The sequence below is a fragment of the Methylobacterium endophyticum genome, assembly GCF_050591105.1.
Lineage (GTDB): Bacteria > Pseudomonadota > Alphaproteobacteria > Rhizobiales > Beijerinckiaceae > Methylobacterium.
Genome location: NZ_JBNHES010000014.1, coordinates 59,499 through 77,952, shown reverse-complemented (window position 1 = coordinate 77,952; position 18,454 = coordinate 59,499). Strand labels below are relative to the sequence as shown.

At 71.0% G+C, this 18,454-nt stretch carries 22 protein-coding genes; 6 read left to right on the top strand and 16 right to left on the bottom strand.

Annotated elements, in window-relative coordinates:
* Window positions 1–8: 8 nt before the first annotated feature.
* From ACP56T_RS15775 to ACP56T_RS15740, 8 genes are read right to left on the bottom strand one after another with little or no spacing between them, the layout of a single operon-like run.
* Complete coding sequence (locus ACP56T_RS15775) at window positions 9–644, bottom strand: phage distal tail protein, Rcc01695 family (RefSeq protein WP_430913087.1); 636 nt, start codon at window positions 642–644, stop codon at window positions 9–11.
* Window positions 645–658: 14 nt separating this feature from the next.
* A complete protein-coding gene (locus ACP56T_RS15770; RefSeq protein ID WP_430913086.1) occupies window positions 659–1,234 on the bottom strand; it encodes a phage tail tape measure protein in 576 nt (191 codons plus the stop codon).
* A gap of 8 nt (window positions 1,235–1,242) precedes the next feature.
* Window positions 1,243–1,395 carry a phage tail assembly chaperone gene (locus ACP56T_RS15765; protein WP_430913154.1) on the bottom strand — a complete coding sequence of 51 codons (153 nt, stop codon included), beginning with the start codon at window positions 1,393–1,395 and terminating at the stop codon, window positions 1,243–1,245.
* Complete coding sequence (locus ACP56T_RS15760; RefSeq protein ID WP_430913084.1) at window positions 1,392–1,778, bottom strand: gene transfer agent family protein; 387 nt, start codon at window positions 1,776–1,778, stop codon at window positions 1,392–1,394. Before ACP56T_RS15760 ends, ACP56T_RS15765 begins: the two co-directional genes overlap by 4 nt.
* Window positions 1,779–1,781: 3 nt before the next feature.
* The gene (locus ACP56T_RS15755; protein ID WP_430913083.1) at window positions 1,782–2,192 is read right to left on the bottom strand and encodes a phage major tail protein, TP901-1 family; all 411 of its coding nucleotides are present in this window, start codon (window positions 2,190–2,192) and stop codon (window positions 1,782–1,784) included.
* A gap of 32 nt (window positions 2,193–2,224) precedes the next feature.
* Window positions 2,225–2,647: a DUF3168 domain-containing protein gene (locus ACP56T_RS15750; protein WP_430913082.1), complete on the bottom strand. Its 423-nt coding sequence runs from the start codon at window positions 2,645–2,647 to the stop codon at window positions 2,225–2,227.
* Window positions 2,644–2,997 carry a phage head closure protein gene (locus ACP56T_RS15745; RefSeq protein ID WP_430913081.1) on the bottom strand — a complete coding sequence of 118 codons (354 nt, stop codon included), beginning with the start codon at window positions 2,995–2,997 and terminating at the stop codon, window positions 2,644–2,646. The genes ACP56T_RS15750 and ACP56T_RS15745 overlap by 4 nt, the downstream gene beginning before the upstream one ends.
* Before the next feature lie 11 nt (window positions 2,998–3,008).
* A complete protein-coding gene (locus ACP56T_RS15740) occupies window positions 3,009–3,575 on the bottom strand; it encodes a head-tail connector protein (RefSeq protein ID WP_430913080.1) in 567 nt (188 codons plus the stop codon).
* 20 nt (window positions 3,576–3,595) lie between these two features.
* On the opposite strand from ACP56T_RS15740, the gene ACP56T_RS15735 reads away from it, so the two are divergent.
* Window positions 3,596–4,321, top strand: coding sequence for a S1 family peptidase (locus tag ACP56T_RS15735; RefSeq protein ID WP_430913079.1), 726 nt, complete (start codon window positions 3,596–3,598; stop codon window positions 4,319–4,321).
* A gap of 127 nt (window positions 4,322–4,448) precedes the next feature.
* On the top strand, window positions 4,449–5,312 hold the full coding sequence (locus tag ACP56T_RS15730; protein ID WP_430913078.1) for a S1 family peptidase: 864 nt from the start codon (window positions 4,449–4,451) through the stop codon (window positions 5,310–5,312).
* Window positions 5,313–5,474: 162 nt separating this feature from the next.
* Here the strand turns inward: ACP56T_RS15730 and ACP56T_RS15725 are convergent, their stop codons facing one another.
* From ACP56T_RS15725 to ACP56T_RS15700, 6 genes are all read right to left on the bottom strand, one after another.
* Complete coding sequence (locus ACP56T_RS15725; RefSeq protein WP_430913077.1) at window positions 5,475–6,926, bottom strand: hypothetical protein; 1,452 nt, start codon at window positions 6,924–6,926, stop codon at window positions 5,475–5,477.
* A gap of 73 nt (window positions 6,927–6,999) precedes the next feature.
* Window positions 7,000–8,316 carry a phage major capsid protein gene (locus tag ACP56T_RS15720; RefSeq protein ID WP_430913076.1) on the bottom strand — a complete coding sequence of 439 codons (1,317 nt, stop codon included), beginning with the start codon at window positions 8,314–8,316 and terminating at the stop codon, window positions 7,000–7,002.
* 37 nt (window positions 8,317–8,353) lie between these two features.
* Window positions 8,354–8,875, bottom strand: a complete 522-nt coding sequence (locus ACP56T_RS15715; protein ID WP_430913075.1) for an HK97 family phage prohead protease — start codon at window positions 8,873–8,875, stop codon at window positions 8,354–8,356.
* A 34-nt stretch (window positions 8,876–8,909) separates the two neighbouring features.
* Window positions 8,910–10,085: a phage portal protein gene (locus ACP56T_RS15710; protein WP_430913074.1), complete on the bottom strand. Its 1,176-nt coding sequence runs from the start codon at window positions 10,083–10,085 to the stop codon at window positions 8,910–8,912.
* 27 nt (window positions 10,086–10,112) lie between these two features.
* Entirely contained in the window at window positions 10,113–11,417 is a 1,305-nt protein-coding gene (locus ACP56T_RS15705) for a DNA-packaging protein (RefSeq protein ID WP_430913073.1), read from the bottom strand.
* Window positions 11,335–11,940, bottom strand: coding sequence for a hypothetical protein (locus ACP56T_RS15700; RefSeq protein ID WP_430913072.1), 606 nt, complete (start codon window positions 11,938–11,940; stop codon window positions 11,335–11,337). Before ACP56T_RS15700 ends, ACP56T_RS15705 begins: the two co-directional genes overlap by 83 nt.
* 204 nt (window positions 11,941–12,144) lie before the next feature.
* Between ACP56T_RS15700 and ACP56T_RS15695 the strand changes: the two genes are divergently transcribed.
* Both ACP56T_RS15695 and ACP56T_RS15690 read left to right on the top strand, forming a co-directional pair.
* A complete protein-coding gene (locus ACP56T_RS15695; protein ID WP_430913071.1) occupies window positions 12,145–13,188 on the top strand; it encodes a sensor histidine kinase in 1,044 nt (347 codons plus the stop codon).
* A gap of 82 nt (window positions 13,189–13,270) precedes the next feature.
* Window positions 13,271–13,693 (top strand): SufE family protein, encoded by a 423-nt coding sequence (locus tag ACP56T_RS15690; protein WP_430913070.1) that lies wholly within the window; start codon window positions 13,271–13,273, stop codon window positions 13,691–13,693.
* 9 nt (window positions 13,694–13,702) lie between these two features.
* Here the strand turns inward: ACP56T_RS15690 and ACP56T_RS15685 are convergent, their stop codons facing one another.
* Window positions 13,703–14,551, bottom strand: coding sequence for a DUF6456 domain-containing protein (locus ACP56T_RS15685; RefSeq protein WP_430913153.1), 849 nt, complete (start codon window positions 14,549–14,551; stop codon window positions 13,703–13,705).
* Between the two features lie 429 nt (window positions 14,552–14,980).
* Entirely contained in the window at window positions 14,981–15,415 is a 435-nt protein-coding gene (locus ACP56T_RS15680) for a Ros/MucR family transcriptional regulator (RefSeq protein WP_430913069.1), read from the bottom strand.
* A 435-nt stretch (window positions 15,416–15,850) separates the two neighbouring features.
* Here ACP56T_RS15680 and ACP56T_RS15675 point away from each other — a divergent pair, with 435 nt between their 5' ends.
* Entirely contained in the window at window positions 15,851–18,010 is a 2,160-nt protein-coding gene (locus ACP56T_RS15675; RefSeq protein ID WP_430913068.1) for a S9 family peptidase, read from the top strand.
* Entirely contained in the window at window positions 18,007–18,453 is a 447-nt protein-coding gene (locus ACP56T_RS15670) for a thiol-disulfide oxidoreductase DCC family protein (protein ID WP_430913067.1), read from the top strand. The genes ACP56T_RS15675 and ACP56T_RS15670 overlap by 4 nt, the downstream gene beginning before the upstream one ends.
* Window position 18,454 lies beyond the last annotated feature (1 nt).

The following is an 18,454-nucleotide window of genomic DNA, read 5'->3' as shown; positions in this document are numbered from 1 at the left end:
GTCCTCGCTCAGGGCACGATCTCGACGAGGGGCACCTTGGGAATCTCGCCCGCCGTGAAGGCTTCGAGATTCACGGTGATCTCGTCGGTGTCGAAGCGGACGTGCACGTCGAACTCGAAACCCGCCGTGACGGCGGCGCCGATGGCGGGGGCGCTCGCCAGGGTGACGAGCCCGGTGGCGGGATCGCAGGCGAAGTCCGAGCCCGGCAGCTCGGTCCCGGCGACGGCGATCCGCACCGTCCCGGCCACGGGCTTGGCGATGGCGCGCCGGTAGGGCAGCAGGCCCGTCCCGTAGGTCTTCGCCAGGGCGAAGACGGTCGCATGGCCGTCGCCGCCGCCGATGGTCTGATCGGTGGGCGCGATGCTCCGCGAGGGCGGCCCGGAGCGGAAATCCACCCGGTCGCGGTAGCGGAAGCCGTAGAGGCGCCCGCGCCGCTCCTCGAAGAAGGCCAGCACCGCGTGGAGCGCGTCGAGGGTGTGGATGCCGAATCCGGCATCGTAGCGCCGCCGCGAATCGGCCCAGCGGCTGTTGCGGTGCTCGCGGCCCGAGGCCAGCGTGACGATCTCGGTAAGCCGCGCCGGGCCGCCGCTGCCGCGCAGCGACACGTCGAGGGGAAAGCGCACCTCGTGGAAATCGGCGGCCATGCGGATGGTCCTTCTCAGAGCGCGCGCTGGCCGCGGGCGACGGCGCGGGCGAGCCCGGCGGCGACCTGGCTCTCGGACTTGCGGAAGCCCGCCACGTCGGGGGTCGCGATGTTGACGGTGACGCTCACCGGCCGGGCGTTGCCGCCCGCCGCGACGCCGAGCCGGCCGTCGCTGCCGCGTTTCAGCGGCAGGATCGCCTCCGGGCCGGCCTCTCCGGCGAGCCCGGTGCCGTCGCGCATCGGGAAATAGGTCGGGCTCGCCACCACCCCGCCCTCCGCGAAGGGCCGCACCCGGCCTCCCGCGATGACGCCGCCGTGGGCGAAGGCGGTGGCGGAATCCGTGCTCGTGCTCAGCAGGTTGTTCACGAGGCTGGTGATGCCGGTGCGGACCGGGGTCAGCGCCGTGCGCACGGCAAGCGCGGAGAGCCGGGTGCCGAGGGAGTTCAGCACGCTGTCGAGCTGGCGCCCGGCGCCGAGATTGCCGGTGAGCGCCTTCGACAGGCTCTGGCCGAATTTCTGCGCCAGCTTGTCGAGGGTGTCGAGCTGGCGGATGCGGCCCGCATCGGCGAGCGCGGTCTCGGTCTCGGCCATGGTCGTCCTCACGAAGGGTCTGGAAAGGCGGCGAGCAGGCGGTCGAGAGCGGCGCGGTCGGCGGCGGGGGCCTTCCGGCCCAAGGCGGCGGCGAGCTCGCGGGGCGTGGCCGCCCAGAAATCCGCCGGGCGCCAGCCGAGCCGGGCGAGCGCGAAGGTCAGGGCCTCGTCCCACGGGAAGGCGGGGATCGCTCCCGGCTCGCGGCCTCCCGTGGCGCTCGAGGGTCCCCTCGAACGGGCTCCCCGAAGGCGGCGACGAGCGCGGCGCCGAGCGCCTCCGCGATGGCATCCAGGCCGCCCGCGAGCGGCAGCCGCGACACCGCCTCGTCGTCCAGCGCATGGCCGCCCCCGCGCAAAGCGGCACCGAGCAGCGCGATCAGGTCGCGGCCGGCGAGCCGTCCGTCGGAGAAGCGCGCCGCCAGTCCGGCAAGATCGCCGGCTCCGAGGGTGTCCTCGAGCTCGGCGAGCGCGCCGAGCGTCAGGCAGAGGGTGTAGCGGGTGCCCGCGAGATCGAGATCGACCTCCCCGCGTCGGCGGTTCGCCATGATCTAGAGCGCCGTGAAGGTGAGCGCGCCGGCCGAATCGAGGCTCATGTCGAACGTGACCTCGCCGGAATGGTCGCCCCGGTATTCCAGGCTGACGATCTGGAACGGGCCCTCCAGCGTGCCGAAGGACGGCACCACGATCTGGAAGCTCTCGATGGTGCCGTCGAAGAAGAGCTGCCGCAGGCGCAGGTCCGACGCCTCGTCGCGGAAGACGCCGGAGCCCGAGATCGCGGCGCGGCGTACGCCCGCCCCGGCCAGCAACTCGCGCCAGCGCCCGGCGGAATCGGCGTTGGTGACGTCGACGGCTTCCGCGTTGAAGGCGATCTGGCGGGCGCGCAGGCCCGCCACCGCGACGTAGCCTCCGGCGCCGTTGCCGGCTCTGATGAGAAGGTCCTTGCCTTTCTGGGCGGTCATGGCGGGCTCCGGCTGCTTTTTGGGACTTGAGGTCAGACCGCTTCGGTGACGGCCTCGATGGTGAGGGTTGCGCGCGCCTCGCCGCTGCGCTCATCGCGGGCGACGCCGAGCGAGCGCACCCGGCAGGTGACGAGCACATGCCCGTCGAGGGCGATGTCGGCCCCCGCGAGCAGTTCCATGATCCGCTCGGCGGCATCGAGCGCCGTGCGCGCGGAGCCGGGCTTGGCGATCACGATCAGCGCGTGGCTGTGGCTGTGGCGGACGGCCCCGTCGACGGAATCGTCGCGGATCTCAGCTGGGCCGAGGAGCGCGTAGACGGGCAGCGCGCCGCGCGGCGGCTCGTCGTACAGGCGCACGCCGCCGCCCATCAGCGCGGCGAGCGCGGCATCCGCGCCGAGGCGGGCGATGACGGCGCCCCGGAAGGCGAGGAGCGGGCTCGGGACGGCGGTGCTCATGGCCCGGTCTCCTGAAGGATTTCCTCGACCTCGCAGACGAGGTCGCGCCCGCCCTCGTCGGGATCGCTGACGGAGCGCACGGCGAAGCGGCGGCTGCCGGCGGCGAGCCGCATGGGCGGCGCGACGCCGCTTCGGGCGCGCAGGGTGATCCGGTGGGTGGCGACCATGTCCGAGCGGCCGCCGCGCAGCCGCTCCGAGGTCGAGACGGGGTTGATCGCCCCCCAAACGACGGGGCCGTCGACGTAGCGGCGCAGGCTGCCGCCGAAACCGTCCGGCTCGTCCACGGGCCGTTCGATCACGAAGCGGCGGCGGCGCAGGCCGATGGCGGGACGGGAACTTGGCGAACTCATCGGCGGGCTCCTCACAGGCGGCGCCAGCGGAAGGGGGCGGCGAGGGCGGCGATGTCGGCCGGCGCGGCGGGGCCGGGCTCATCGCCGCGATGCTCGAACCAGGCGGCGGCGAGGCGCTTGATCGCGAGGGCAAGGGGCGCCGGCACCGGCGCTCCGTTGCCGCCGAACCCCGCCGCGACCTCGATCAGCACCGAGCGGCCGGCGAGGGCGGGCGCGGCGGGGTCGATCAGCAGGCAGGGTCCGTCGAGCAGGTCCGGCCCGGCGCGCACCGTGCCCGAGGGCGGATCGGCGAGCGTCCCGTCCTGCGCGGCGAGCGCCGCCCGCGTCACGGCTACAAGCGGACTCAGCGGTAGCGGCAGCAGCCCGCCGCAGGGCCAGCAGGACAGCACGACGCGGAAGATGCTCGGCACGAGGACGCGGCGCGTCTCCGTTTCCAGCATCGTCCGCGCCGTCGTGACGAGACCGGCGACGAGGGCGTCCTCGGCGCCCCCGTCGTCGGGATCGAGCCGCAGGTAGGCGCGCATTTCGGCGAGGCTCACCGGCTCGACCGCCGAGGTCTCCACGCGTATCGGGGTCATCGGGCTCTCCGGGAGGCGGGATGGGTGTGCGAATCGTGAGGGCCGGCCGGCTCTGGCTCGGCCTGCTGCTGGCGGCGGCATCCGGCCCGGCCTGGGCCGTCGCCGGCGGGCGGGAGGTGCCGGAGGACGGCACCGGCGTGATGGTCCTGTCCTCGAAGGGCGGGGTCTGCACCGGCGTGGTGGTGGCGCGGGACGCGATCCTGACGGCGGCCCATTGCGCGCCGCCGGGCGCCGAGCTGCGCGCGCATTTCCGCGAGGGCGCCGAGCCGGTGCTCGCCGACATCGCCGCCCGCGCCGTGCATCCCGGCTACGACGCGGGGGCCGTCGCCGGCCGCCGCCGCTCCGTCGATCTCGCGCTGCTGCGCACCGCCAAGCCGCTGCCGGACCGTTTCCGCGCGGCGCTGCTCGGCGCCGTTCCGCCGAGAGCAGGCGAGAACGTGACCCTCTCCGGCTACGGCGCCACGCCGGGGGGCGGCCCGCGCAGCACCGGAACCCTGCGCGCGGTGAACCTGCCCGTGGTCGAGCCCTACGGGCCGAGCCGCATCCTGCTCTGGCTGAAGGGACCCGGCGGCGCCTGCCAGGGCGACAGCGGCGGGCCCATCGCGGCGGGAGACGCGGTGGTCGCGGTCTCGGCCTGGTCGGGGGGCGCCTGCGGCAGCCTCACCCAGGGCGTGCTGATCGGGCCGCAGCGCGCCTGGATCGACGCGACGCTGTCCGCGTGGGGCGCCGGCGCCCGCTGGCAGTAGTTTTTGGGATGAACGGCCTAAAAGGCTCAGTCGTCCTCCCCGCCCAACGGCGGGGAACCGAGGCTTGGCCGGAACATTGCCTTACGTTACGTTCCCGCCGAAGCACCTGGGTGCCGGAGAGACAGGCATGATCGCGACTTCCCTCCGGCGGGTTCTGCTGGGAGCCTTCGTGGCCCTCGGCCCCGTCCCGGCACAGGCCGTGATCCAGGGCGAGGTGTCCAGAAACCCCAACGGCGCCCGCAGCTTCGTCGTTCGCATCGAGAGCACGCAGGGCGAGATCTGCTCCGGCACGCTGATCGCGCCGGACCTCGTGCTGACGGCGGCCCATTGCGTGATGCATCAGGCCGGCTACAGCGTCGTGGCGGTGGACAGGGCCTTCCGCCAGCGCCGGGTCTCGGCGGTGGCCGCCTCGATGCATCCCGATTTCGTGCCGGGCACGACCCCCGAGGACCAGCCCGGCGTCGACCTCGCGCTCATCAAGCTCGCCCAGCCCGTGGGCGCCGATTTCGTGCCGCTCGATCCACGCGGCGGCGGCTCCATCGCCACGGGCGAGGCGGTGGACATCGCCGGCTTCGGCGTCGTCGCCGAGAACAGGCGCAACACAGCCAGGACCCTGCGCGAGGCGCATCTCGTCTCCATCGGCTCGTTGCAGGTCGCCAACAAGGTCACGGTGGTGACGGACCGCCGCCGCATGGCCGAGACGGCGGGCGCGGGCGCCTGCCTCGGCGATTCCGGCGGGCCGATCCTGCGCGGCGGCCCCGGCGGCTATCAGATCGTCGGCGTCGTGAGCTGGTCGAGCGGCGCGCTCCAGCAGAACAGCCGGATGCGCACCGCCTGCGGCGGGTTCACCGCCGTGACCCCGGTGGCGGAGCATGCCGGCTGGATCGCCTCCCGCTCGGCCGAGCTGTCGCGCCTCCAGGTCGGCGACGCGATGATCGGCGGCCGGGGCAACCGCTCGGATTGGATGGCGCGGCCTGGGCGGCGGCGTTGATGTCGAATAGGTAAGGGGACCCATTTGGGTCCCGGTGAGGACGCAGGGGGCGGGCGTATCCTGCCAACGGCAGCCGATCTTCGGCACATCACAGGATGCAGCTGATTGCTCGCCCCTCCGCTAGCATGTTTATTTAGCGAAGGGGCAGTGTTGGGTTGTTTGTTAAATTAGAAGACGATTTGAGCCAGTGAGAGTGTAAGTATTTACTCCTCCATCGGCAAGCATGCCGACGGCTCCATAGGTCTCGTTGTTGTAGATCGACGCGTTACGCGCGCTATTCTGTAGGGTAACGTAGTTTGTACATCCCGGCGTGACACCGCTGTTTCCGAAGATTCGAGACCGCAATCCTCCGGCAACGACGATAGCCGAGGTGGCCCTGTTCCCGCCGGTGAAGGAAATGTTGTTGTCATGCACATAGGCGCCGTCGACATTCGTCAGAATGATGCCGGCGCTCGTGTCTCCGTAGACGCTATTCAGTTCAAGATCACAGTCTGAAATGTGAATTTGCGCAACGTTCGATGCTCCGACGAAGCACTCGAAACAGTTCATGTGCCCGCCTCTGAAATGAAGCTCCGGTGGGCTGTAGCCGGCAGGTCCGTTGTAAACCCAGGTGATGCCCCTGTTGCACTGGACAATCGTGCAATCGCTCATGATGGTCCCCTCGATGCAAGGGGCCGTGTTCGTGACCATGTAGAAGGCGTTGTTGAAGCCCTGAACCAACAAGCTCTTCATGTGATTGTCGGTGCTGCCCTGCGAGGCGGTGAGAGTCATGAACTGGCCTCTTACATCAGCCTTCGCGTTGATGGCGTTCGTGTTCTGAACGTAGAATCGTTCGAAGTGCGATGAGCGCAAGTTGTGGCCCGTGATGAAGCTTTCCCAATAGCCGGAACCGGGATAAGTCGGGCGGCCCTTGATATTTATCATGCTTACGGCTTCGGGGTTCGCGAAATTGAACGCCTTACCGTTTGCGGCGCTCATGTAGAGCATTAGGTTCTCAATGGCGATATCGCGGCCGCCGGTATAGCTCGGATCATCGGAAGGGGCATTGCTTACAAAGTTGAACAATGTCGGGCAGTTCTGGACGATCTTTGCGCTACGGCCTCCGGGGCTCTTGACCGCGATAGCGCCCGCAGCACCATAATTGAGCTGAGTGTCGATCCTGAACATGCCGCCCGACGGGATCAGAAGCGTCCCACCGTTCGCGCGTGAGGCGATCTTGTCGAGGCAAACCTGGAAAGCAGTGGCGGCGTTCGACCCGCCGGAGTCATCGGCTCCGGCATAGGCGACATTGCACACCCCGTCCTGATCCACCTGAGCGGACGTGATCTTGGGCGGATTGGGGAGGTAGACGACATCGTCGGCGCCGATCTTGAGTGAGGCTTTCGCTGTCGCGCCGTTAAAAATATATAAATCCTTGACTCCAGTGGCCAGATAATCCTGGCCGATATTCCATCCGCTGCCGATGTTCATGGAAGCTCGTTTGCTCGGGGCGGCTGTGCTCTCGGTCAGATTCAGGCCAACGTTATAGAACTGCGTTGCGTCGCCGGCCGTGACGGCTGCCTTCACGACGAGGGCACCGGTCATCGTATCGCCGGCCTTGTCGACATAAGCCATTATTGTTTCCCCGAAGGAGGATGACTGGAGGGCAGAGGCGGCCGGTCTTCGAAACCGGCCGGACTTTTGCGGCTCAGGCGAACTTGAGCAGCTTGATCGCCTCGTGGTCCTGGATGCCGCCGCCGACGCGCTTCGTGGTGTAGAAGAGGACGTAGGGCTTGGCGGAGTAGGGGTCGCGCAGCACCCTCAGGCCCGTGCGATCCACCACGAGATAGCCGCGTTTGAAGTCGCCGAAGGCGATGGAGAAGCTGCCGGCGGCCGCGTCCGGCATGGCTTCGGCCTCGGTGACGGGGAAGCCGAGCAGCGTCGCCGCCCGGTCGGCCGCCAGCGGCGGCTGCCAGAGGTAGTTGCCGTCCGCGTCCTTGAACTTGCGGATGGCGCTCTGGAGGCGCCGGTTCATCACGAAGCCGGCGTTCTGGCGATAGGCGGCGCGCAGGGCGTAGACGAGATCGAACAGCACGTCGGTGGGGTTGTCGACGGGGAAGGCGCCCGCCGCGCCGGTGGCGACGAAGCCGACCTTGCCGGGCACCCAGGCGGAATTCGCGACCGTGTCGTAGCTGAGGAAGCCCTTGGGCCGGCCGATGCCGTCGCCGGTCACGAAGGCGACGCTCTCCTGCTCGGCGAAGGCCGTCTCGACCTCGTCGGCGAGCCAGGCGTCGATGTCGACGGCCGCGTCGTCCAGCAGCGTCTGGGTCGCCGCCGGCATGGCGTAGATCTCCATGGCCGGGAAGGACTGCTCGAGCAGCACCGGCCCGTCCGTCTGCGGGCGCGGCGCGGTCTCGGCGACCCAGCCGGCGACGGCCGCCGTGCCGGCGAAGGCGCGCTTGTAGACCCCGCCAGAGATCGCTCGCACCGTGGCGATGGAGCGGATCGGCGACAGGTTCGAGAGCCGGCGCAGCACCTCGCGCTCGATGGTCGGCGGCACCAGATAGCCGCCGTCCGGGCCGGAGCCGGCGCTGAGCGCCTTCTCCTCCAGGCGCTTGAGCCCGCCGCTCTCGCCGGCCCGGACATAGAGGTCGAAGGCCGCCTTGTGCTCCGCGCCCATCCCGGCGGGAGCGCGCTCGCCGGCCGCGAGCGGCGGCCGTCCCCGGTCGAGGGTCAGGCGGTCGAGGCGGCCTTGCGCGGTGTCGAGCGCGGCGTCGATGCGGGCGAGCTTCTCCTCGGTGAGCACGTCGGGGCGGACGCGGCCCTCGATCTCGGCGAGCCGCGCGTCGTTGGTCTCCTTGAAGGCGGCGAAGGAGCGCGAGAACTCGGCGAGCGCCTCCTTCACGTCGCCGGGCGTCTCGGCGGGAAGCGCCGTGCCGGCCTTGTTCTCCAGGGGCAGGGCGGGGGAGAGGATCTCGAGGGGCAGGCGGGCGATGCCGGCGTCGTAGGCGGTGGGTGCGGTCATGGAAGCCTCGGCTGGTGCTGGGGAGAGAGGGAGCGGATCAGGCGCGCAGTGCCGGCATCGGCCGGGGCGCGGGACGGCGAGGGGGAAGCGGTCCGGCGCGCGGCATCAGCGCGCGGGCGACGCTGCGGATCTCGTCGGCGAGGGGCTGCCGCGAGATCGGCGCGGTGCGCGCGCCCGTCTGGAGCGGAAAGGTGACGAGGGAGACCTCCCAGAGGTCCACCGCGATCAGGTGGCGCAGGCCGTCGCGGCCGCGCCGCGCGCTCACCGTGCGGAAGCCGATGGAGAGACCGTCCACCGAGCCGTCCTCGATGAGGGCGGCGATCTCGCGTCCGCGCTGGACGCCGAGATTCAGCCGGCCCTCCACCCGCAGGCCGTAGGGATCCTCCGCCAGCGAGAGCCAGCGGCCGATGGGCTCGGCGGGATCGTGCTGCCAGAGCATGCGCACGCCCTCGACTCCGCGCCGCCCGAGGCTCGCGGTAAAGGCGCCGGGCTCGACCACGTCCTTGCCGAGATCGGGCACGCCGAAGAGGCTGGCATAGCCGGTGAAATGGCCATCCATCGATGAGGACTCCGGGAAGGGATCGGAAGGGGCGTCAGGGCCGTTCGGCGGGCTTGTCCGGCGGGTAGCCGACGGCTTCGCGCTTCTCGGCCTCGGTGAGGAAGTCGGCGCCCTGCACGCGCCGCCAGAGGGATTCGCGCTCCGGCGCCAGGGCCTCGATGGCGTCGAGATCGGGCTCCAGCACCGCCGGGCCGAAGGCCGGCTCCAGCCAATGCGCGATGGAATCGGCGGTGCGGCGCACCAGCGGGATCACGGTCTGCCGGTAGAAGGCGCGGTTCGCCTCGGCGTAGTTCGCATGCGTGCTGTCGCCGGGGAGTCCGAGCAGCAGCGGCGGCACTCCGAAGGCGAGGGCGATCTCGCGGGCGGCGGCGGCCTTGGCCTCGACGAAATCCATGTCCTTGGGCGAGAGCGACAGCGGCTTCCAGTCGAGCCCACCCTCCAGCAGGAGCGGGCGCCCGGCGTTCAGCGCGCCCTGGTAGTTCGCCTCCAGCTCTCCCTTGAGCCGGGTGAACTGGGCGTCGCTCAGCGTCGCGCCGGAGGAGCTGGCGAAGACCAGCGCCCCGGAGGGCCGCGCGGCATTGTCGAGGAGCGCCTTATTCCAGGACCCGGCCGCGTTGTGGATGTCGAGGGCGACGGCCGCCGCCTCCATGGGCGAGAGGCCGTAATGGTCGTCGGTGGGGTGGAACAGGCCGAGATGCAGGATCGGCGGCGGGTTCGAGGACTGGTCGTAGCGGATCGTCCGGCCGCCGACGGTGTAGTCGTAGGCCGTGGGCCAGCCGTCCGGCCCCGGCACCACCTGCATCCGGTCGGGCCGGAGCGCGTAGAGCTCGCGCGGGATGCGGTCGAGGCAGACCGCTTCGAGATAGGCGTTGCCCGACACCATCAGGTGTCCGTAGAGGCACTCGAACAGGCGCGCGCCGCCCTCGCGCGGGTTGGGCCGCGCCAGCAGCGCCGTCAGCGGATGCCCGTCCCGTGCCGCCGGGCCGGTGAGGGTCAGCGGCAGGGAGGCGGCGGCCTCCGCCACCAGCCGCACGGCCCGGTGCACGACGGCGTTGCGCTGGAATCCCTCGCGGGCGAGCGCCGTGCCGTCCCGGTCGGTCCAGACGGGGCGGCCCTCTCCGTAGAAGCAGACCGTCGCGCCGGAGAGCGGCGCGGCTTTCGCCTCGACATAGCCGGCGGCCCGCACCAGCCGTGTGAGCAGGTTCGGCATGGCGGATCCCTTGCTGGATAGGAGCTATCAGAGCTGCCGGATGCGCGGCTCGGCCCTGGGGCCGAGCAGCAGATGCGTCACCGCCCAGACCAGGGCGTCGAGCCTGTCCGGCGAGGCACCGCTCGACAGCCCGTCGGGGCCGAAATCGCAGAGCTCGTCCTCCAGGCGCGGCAGGGCGCCGGCATGGTGGACGCGCCCCTGCGCGTAGAGCAGCGAGACCGGCTCGGCCCGCAGATACTTGCCGCGCGTCGCCCGCACCGGCGTCACCGGGACGGACGGGTCGAGCCCGGCGATGACGGCCTGGGCCATCTCGCCGCCCTGGTTCACCTCGACGACGAAGGCGTCGGCGTCGAGCCGGTGGTAGAGGGCGAGCGCCGCCGCGGCCCAGGCGTTCGGCCCCGCCCGGCTCACCGACGCATCGGCGAGGACATAGGCGTGCTCCCCCAGCGTCCCCACCGCGACGATCCCGCATGCATCCGCCCCGGCGCGGGAGGAGGCCGGCGGGTCGACGGCCACCACGATGCGCTCGCAAGCGGGTGCGGCGGCGACGCGGGTCTCCTCGATGGCGCTTCGCGACCACAGGGCGTCGGGCCGGTCCTCGATGACCTCTCCGTCGAGCTCCTGCCGGCCGAGCCGGGTGCCGCCGTAGCGTGCCACCACCTCCGCGAGGAAGGCGGGCGCCAGATGGGCGGCGTTGTCGGCGGTCCGCGCCCGGCTGAGCCGGACACGCGGATCGGCCAGGAACCGGCGGATCAGCGGGATCGGGCGCGGGGTCGTCGTCACCACCGTGCGCGGTTCCCGCCCGAGGCGCAGGCCGAACTGGAGCATGTCCCAGGCGGCCTCCGGCTGGCGCCATTTCGCGATCTCGTCGCACCAGGCCGCCCCGAACTGGGGGCCGCGCAGGGAATCTGGCTCCTCCGCCGAGAAGGCCAGGGCGAGGGCTCCGTTCGGCCATTCGAGCCGCCTGCGCGAGGGCGACCAGCGCGGGGGCGGCCCTCGCCTCGGCAGCGCGAGCAGCCCGGACGGCCCCTCGATCATCACGTCGCGCACGTCCGAGACGGTCTCTCCGACCAGCGCGATGCGCCCGACCGGCTCCGAAGCGAAGGCGGGGTCTCCGCAGGCCAGCGCCCTGACCCATTCGGCGCCGGTGCGCGTCTTGCCGCTGCCGCGTCCGCCGATCACCGCCCAGGTCGACCAGTCCTCAGAAGGGCAGGGCGGCAACTGGTCGGGCCGCGCGAGATGCAGCCAGTCACGCTGGAGGGCGCGCAGCAGGGTCGGCGGCAGGCTCTCCAGGAAGGCAGCCGTCCGGCCGCTCTCCTGCGAATGCCGCATAGCGCCGCGCGATCTCCGCGCGCAGGGCGGGCAGGTCGGGCTCTCCGGCGCCGGAGCCGCCGTCGTCGTCCGGGGCGGCTCCTTCCCCATGACGGCCTCCGGCATCGCTGCGGTCGTGGACGGCGAGTTCGTCGAGCAGGCGTTTCAGGCCGCCGAGGTCGCGCAGGACGCGGGCCGAATCGGGCACCGCGTCCGCTTCGAGGGCCGCGTCGAACTGGGCGATCTGGCGTGCGACGTGGCGCCGCAACGCCGCGCGCAGGGCCGCCCCGTCGAGGGGCGATCCGCCCTCGGGGGCATCGCGCCGTCCGGTTCGGGATGTCCGCCGCGCCGCGCCGCCGCGCTTCGTCCGCCAGCCGCCGCGCAGGCACCACGTCTTCACCGTTCCCGTGGGAAGACCGAGCTCGGCCGCGATCGAGGCGAGTGGGCGGCGGCTTCCGCGCACCAGGGCCTCGGCGGCTTGCCGCAGCACGGCGGGATGCGGCGCCGGGATCATCGCCGCCTCCCCCTCACACTTCTTGAGCATGCCCGAGGAGTACCGGAGGAGCGGCCCGGTGTCAAGTATATAATCCTATAATAGGACGCATGGCCGTCACGTTGGCGGTTCGTCCGCCTTGCGGCCCGTCAGCCCGTCTATAGAAAAGTCGCCGGAACGGCCCGGTGGCGCGGTACGTTGACCGGCGCCGACATTGCGCACATCAGCCCTGGGCGGCTGCGAATCGGGAGCATCATGGCAGCGGACCCACCCATTCCCGGCGCCGGCCGGGACAGTGCCGAGGTTGGAGACGCGTTCCGCCGGTTCGCCGATTTCGTGCCGCTCATGATGTGGCGCTCGGACACCGAGGGACGGGCCGTCCACCACAACGAGTGCTGGCTCGATTTCACCGGGCGCAGCGCCGAGGAGGAGATCGGCGAGGGCTGGCGGCGCGGCCTTCACCCGGACGATTTCGCGCGGCATGCCGAGATCGTGGGGGCGGCCTTCACCGCGCGTGCGCCCTTCGTGGTCGAGTTTCGGCTGCGGCGGCACGACGGCGCCTATCGCTGGCTCATGGAGACCGGGCGGCCCGTCGCCGAGGGCGGCGAGTTCCACGGCTATCTCGGCACCTGCTTCGACATCACCGACCGCAAGCATGCCGAGGAGCATATCGAGCAGGCGCTGGCCGAGAAGGAGGCGCTGCTGGCGGAAGTCTATCACCGGGTGCGCAACAACCTCCAGGTGATGGTCAGTCTCATCGGTCTCTACGGGCGCGCCGCGCCAGAGCCCTGCCGGGGCAGCTTCGAGGCGCTGGGGCAGAGGGTGCGGGCGATCGCCCTGGTGCAGCATCACCTGCACGAGGCGCCGCACATCGCCTCCATCGACCTGCGCGACTACCTGCACCGGCTGGCCTCCGGGCTCGGGCAGCTGCGCCGGGCCGGCCGGATCGGTGTGACGGTGGACGGCGTCGGCACGAGCCTCGTTGAGCCGCGCACGGCCAACGCCCTCGGCATGATCGTCGCCGAGGTCGTCGCGGAATGCCTCGACGCCACCAGCGAGAGCGTGGCCTGCTCCATCGCCATCACCATCGACGCCACCGCCGGCTCGCCGGTACGGCTCAGGATCGTCTCGGCCTTCGGCGATGCTGCGGATGCCGGGCGGCCGGACGTGCCCAAGCTCGGGCCCCGCCTCATCGCGGCCTACGCCTCCCAGGCCGAGATCGCGGTGCGCGGGACGGCCCGCCCCTCCGACCCCCTGGAGCTCCAGCTTCCCGAAACGCGGGCTGGGGCGGGCGAGTAGGGTCCCGCCGGTTCGATTCGTCCGGCGGGCGGGTTTACGCCTATATGGCCCCTCGCACCCGTCACGAGATCGCCGCCCGCCCATGCTGCCGCCCATCGAGACCATCATCGAGAATTTCGAGTTCATCGACGACTGGGAAGAGCGCTACCGCTACGTGATCGAGCTGGGGCGCGCCCTGCCGGAGATGCCGGAGGCCCTGCATAGCGAGGCCAACAAGGTGCATGGCTGCGCCAGCCAAGTCTGGCTCGACATGGCGGTGGACGCCTCCGCCGGGGAGTCGGTGCTGCGCCTTCAGGGCGACAGCGACGCCCATATCGTGCGCGGTCTGGTGGCGCTGATGGTGGCCCTGTTCGACGGCAAGACCCCGCGCGAGGCGGCCGACACGGACGCCTTCGCGCTCTATGCCCGGCTGGGCCTCGCCGAGCATCTCACGCCCCAGCGCTCGAACGGCGTGCGCGCCATGGCCGACCGCATCCGCCGCGACGCGACCCGGCTCGCCGCCTGAGTCATTCGCTCACGCGCGGTCGCGCCACAGGCGCATGCGGCCGGTGTCGTTGCCGCGTGCCTCCCGCTCCAGGCCGTAATGCTCGGCGAGCCGCGACAGGGCGATGCGGATGACCACCTTGGCGGACCGGGCCGGCCAGTGGCGCTCCGCCTCGATCCGCTCCAGCCCCTTCAGGAAGCCGCACAGGTCGATCAGCAGCCCGGACAGGTCGGCGCCGACGGCGTCGAGCGCCGCGCGGACCCTCTGCCGCGCGGACAGGATCGCGTCCGAGGCGGAGGCCGGATCGCGCGGGCCGGACCCGTCGACGCGGGGCTCGCCCCAGCGCGCGCCGGTGGAGGGCAGCAGCATGGCCGTCGTCAGGTCGCGGCGCAGGCGCTCGCCGGCCTCGAAACAGGCGGGATCGATCAGCGGCGCGCCGTCGCGCCCGCGCCGTCGCGCCATCCAGGCCAGCGGGCTCTCGGAGGCGTCCCGCAGGCGGCGCTCGCCGGAGGCTGCGTCCCGCTCCTCGATGTCGAGATGCTGCGCGAGGAAGCGCGTGTCGGCGTCGGCTCCCTGCCTGCGCAGACGCGCCCGTCCCGCCGGGCTGATCGTCAGGCGCCCGTGTCCGCCCGGACCGGACTCGGCGAGATCGGCGGCGACGAGGGCCAGCCCGGCCTTCGTCGGGAAGCGGCCGCCGCCGATGGAGATGCCGGTGCCGCCGCTGCGGACGACGAGCATGGCGTCGTCGATGGGGTCGGCGATGGCGTAGGCGCCGACCGTGCCGAGCTGCGCCAGCAGGCGGCCGGCGTCGCGACCGAGATCCTGGAAGGCAAGAGAGTGGGGGGCCGGAGAATGGGGAATCCGCTTCACAGACTTCATGTTCATGATATGTTCCAGGCGCGGCGTTGACGGTGCGTCCGAGAACCTAGGGTAACGGTATAAATTCCTATTTCAAGTCTTGACGAGGATTTCGTTCCACCGCGTCCCGCTTTCGGGTTGCGGATCGGAGGCTCTTGGAGAATCGCGGCGCTCTCGGCCCCGCCGGCCGCTCAGGGGGCGATCATGCTGTCGGCCTTTCCGAGATCGTCGGCGGGCCGGAGCGTCGGCGGAAATGTCCGCTTCCGCCATGCGACGGTCCCGTGCCCATGCCGTTGCAGGGCGCATGGCACCTCTGCGCGAGTCGAAAGATCGGCGGCCGGAGCTTTCCCGCCTTCGACGGAATGGGCCTGCCAGCATCCCTCGGGCTCAAACGAAAACGGACGGCCTCGCGGCCGCCCGTCTTCCGAGTGGTCCTGTCGAAAAAGCCCTTTAGGCGGCTTCGTCGTAGTTCCCGGTGCGGGTCTGGCCAAGACCGATGGCCTTGGCGAGGTCCGAGCGGGCCTTGGCGTAGTTCGGCGCCACCATCGGATAGTCGGCCGGCAGGCCCCACTTGGCGCGGTACTGCTCGGGGCTGAGGTCGTACTTGGCGCGCAGGTGGCGCTTCAGGGACTTGAAGACCCGTCCGTCCTCCAGGCACACGATGTGGTCGGGCGTCACGGACTTCTTGATCGGCACGGCCGGCTGCTGGGGGGCGGCAGGCGCCTTCGCCTCGACCGGCCCCGCGCCGACCTGGAGCAGCGCGGAATGGACGCGGGCGATCAGCTGGGCCAGCTCGCCGGGAGGCACCGGATTGTTGCTGACATAGGCCGATACGATATCCGCTGCGAGCTCGACGTAATCAGCAGCGTTTTCCTGTTCGTTCATGATTGTCAAATTTCCCTCGACGCGATGCGGGCGCGAGTGTCCGGCCGCAAGGTGTCGGCCAGCGCGTTCCAGTCTGATTTCAAGCAGATAACTGCGACAGCATCCGCAGCTCGCCCCGCAGGTCCTCTACGAAAAGCGACGGCCCCTCCCATCGCGACATCTCTTTAGGATATCTCGAATGCCCCCGCAAGACAGCCATGTGTCATGCGGATACGTAAAATCATCTTCCTGGCACGGCATCGCGAAGCATCCGACCACGATCGGCGGTCCTTATGCCGCGCGCGAGTGCGCGGAGAGTGCGCGGCAGCGGCGGTTCCGTCTCCGCCCGGCCGCTCCGACGACTTGGCGCCGTCCGCGCGCGGCGGCTTGCGTCGCGCCGCCGGGCGCGTCACAGCCATCGCCCCGGTGCAATTCCGCTGGCAGGATCATCGCCTCATGGCCTCCGCCCGATTCCCCCTCGCGACCTCCGAGGCCGCGCCCGTGGCCGAAGTCCGGCCGCACGAGGTCTCGGTGCACGGACGGACGCTGCGCGACGACTACGCCTGGCTCAAGGCCGACAACTGGCAGGCGGTGCTGAAGGATCCGGCCGCGCTTCCCGAGGACATCGCCGCCTATCTCAAGGCCGAGAACGCCTATGCCGAGACGGCTTTGTCGGGGGTCGCCGGTCTGCGCAAGGCCCTGGTGGCCGAGATGCGCGCCCGCATCCGCGAGGACGACAGCAGCGTGCCCGAGCCGGACGGGCCCTTCGCCTACTACACGCGCCATCGCGAGGGCGGCCAGCACCCGCTCGCCTGCCGGCGGCCGCGCAACGCGGCGGTGATCACGGGGCTCGCCGCCGATACCGCGGCCGAGGGCGAGGACGTCGCCGAGACCATCCTCATCGACGGCGACAAGGAGGGCGAGGGCCTGCCCTTCTTCGAACTGTCGGCGGCGGTGCATTCCGACGATCACACGCGCGTCGCCTGGGGGGCGGATTCGAAGGGCTCGGAGCTGCACACCATCCGCGTGCGCGACATCGCCACGGGGCAGGATCTGCCCGACCGGGTCGAGGCGACCTCCGGCGAGGCGGTGTGGACGGCGGACGGCTCGGCCTTCTACTACGTGGCGCTCGACGCCAACCACCGCCCGGCCCGCGTCATGCGCCACCGGCTCGGCACGGAGCAGGATGCCGACGCGACCGTCTACGAGGAGCCCGACGCGGGCTTCTTCGTCCATATCGGCACCACGCAGTCGCGCGATTATCTCGCCGTCGTCGCCAGCGACCACGAGACCTCGGAGGTGCGCCTGCTCGACCGGCGCCTGCCCGAGCCGGAGGCGATCCTCGTCCAGAAGCGCACGCCGCTGTTGATCTACTCCGTCGAGAACTGGGGGCCGCACCTCTTCATCCTGACCAATGCCGGGGGCGCGGAGGACTTCAAGATCGTCACCTGCCGGATCGAGGAGCCGGGCCTCGAGAACTGGCGCGATCTCGTGCCCCACCGGCCGGGAGTCATGATCCGGCACCTGCACGTCATCGCCGAGCACATCGTGCGGCTCGAGATCGAGAACGCCCGGCCCCGCATCGTGGTGCGCGACATGACCGGCACCGAGCACATGGTCGCCTTCGCCGAGGAAGCCTATTCCCTCGGCCTCCAGCCCGGCCACGAGTTCGAGACGCAGCGCATCCGCTTCTCCTATTCCTCGATGACGACGCCGGCCGAGACCTACGACTACGACTGCGCGACCCGCGCCCGGCAGATGCGCAAGCGCCAGTCGGTGCCGAGCGGGCACGATCCGGCCGCCTACGTGACGCGCCGCCTCTTCGCCACCGCCCCGGACGGCGAGCAGGTGCCGATCTCGCTGCTGCACAAGCGCGACCTGCCCCTCGACGGCACAGCGCCGCTGCTGCTCTACGGCTACGGCTCCTACGGCACGCTGATGCCGGCCTCCTTCAGCACCAACCGCCTGTCGCTGGTCGATCGCGGCTTCGTCTACGCCATCGCCCATGTCCGCGGCGGCACCGAGAAGGGCTGGCGCTGGTATCTCGACGGCAAGCGCGAGAAGAAGCCCAACACATTCACGGACTTCATCGCCTGTGGCCGTGCCTTGGCTGAAGCGGGCTACACCTCCGAGGGCAACATCGTCGCCCATGGCGGCTCGGCCGGCGGCATGCTGATGGGCGCCGTCGCCAACCTCGCGCCGGAGCTGTTCTCAGGCATCGTCGCCGACGTGCCCTTCGTCGACGTGATGAACACCATGCTCGACGGCGATCTTCCGCTGACCCCGCCGGAATGGCCCGAATGGGGCAATCCCGGCGCCAGCGAGGCGGCCTTCGAGACGATTCTCTCCTACTCGCCCTACGACAACGTCGCGGCCAAGGCCTATCCGGCGATCCTGGCGCTCGGCGGGCTGACCGATCCGCGCGTGACCTATTGGGAGCCGGCCAAGTGGGTGGCGCGGCTGCGCGCCACCATGACGGGAGGCGGCCCGGTGCTGCTGCGCATCAACATGGAGGCGGGCCATGGCGGTGCCGCCGGCCGCTTCGACCGGCTGGAGGAGGTCGGGCTGATCTACGCCTTCGCGCTGATGGCGGCCGGCCGGGCGGAGGCCGCGTGAGCGGACCGGGCTCGGACCCGGCTCCCGAGCCCGACGCCCTCATGGTCTTCGACGGGGTCTGCGTCTTCTGCTCGGGCTGGGTGCGGCTCGCGCTCCGCATGGATCGCGACGCCGTGATCCGCTTCGTGCCGATCCAATCCCCCTACGGCCAAGTGCTGTGCACGCGTCATTGCATCGACGCCGCCGATCCCTCGACCTTCCTGTTCGTCGATCGCGGCCGGGCGCTGGGCGCCAGCGATGCCGTCGCCGCGATGTTCGCGCGCATGCCGTTGCCCTGGCGCCTGCTCTCGGCCCTGCGGATCGTGCCCCGCCCCTTGCGCGACGGACTCTACGGCTGGGTCGCGCGCAACCGCTACCGGCTCCTCGGCAAGCGGCCGGACTGCCTGGTCCCGACCCCCGAGACGCGGGCCCGCTTCCTCTTCGAACCGCCGGAAAGGGCCTGAC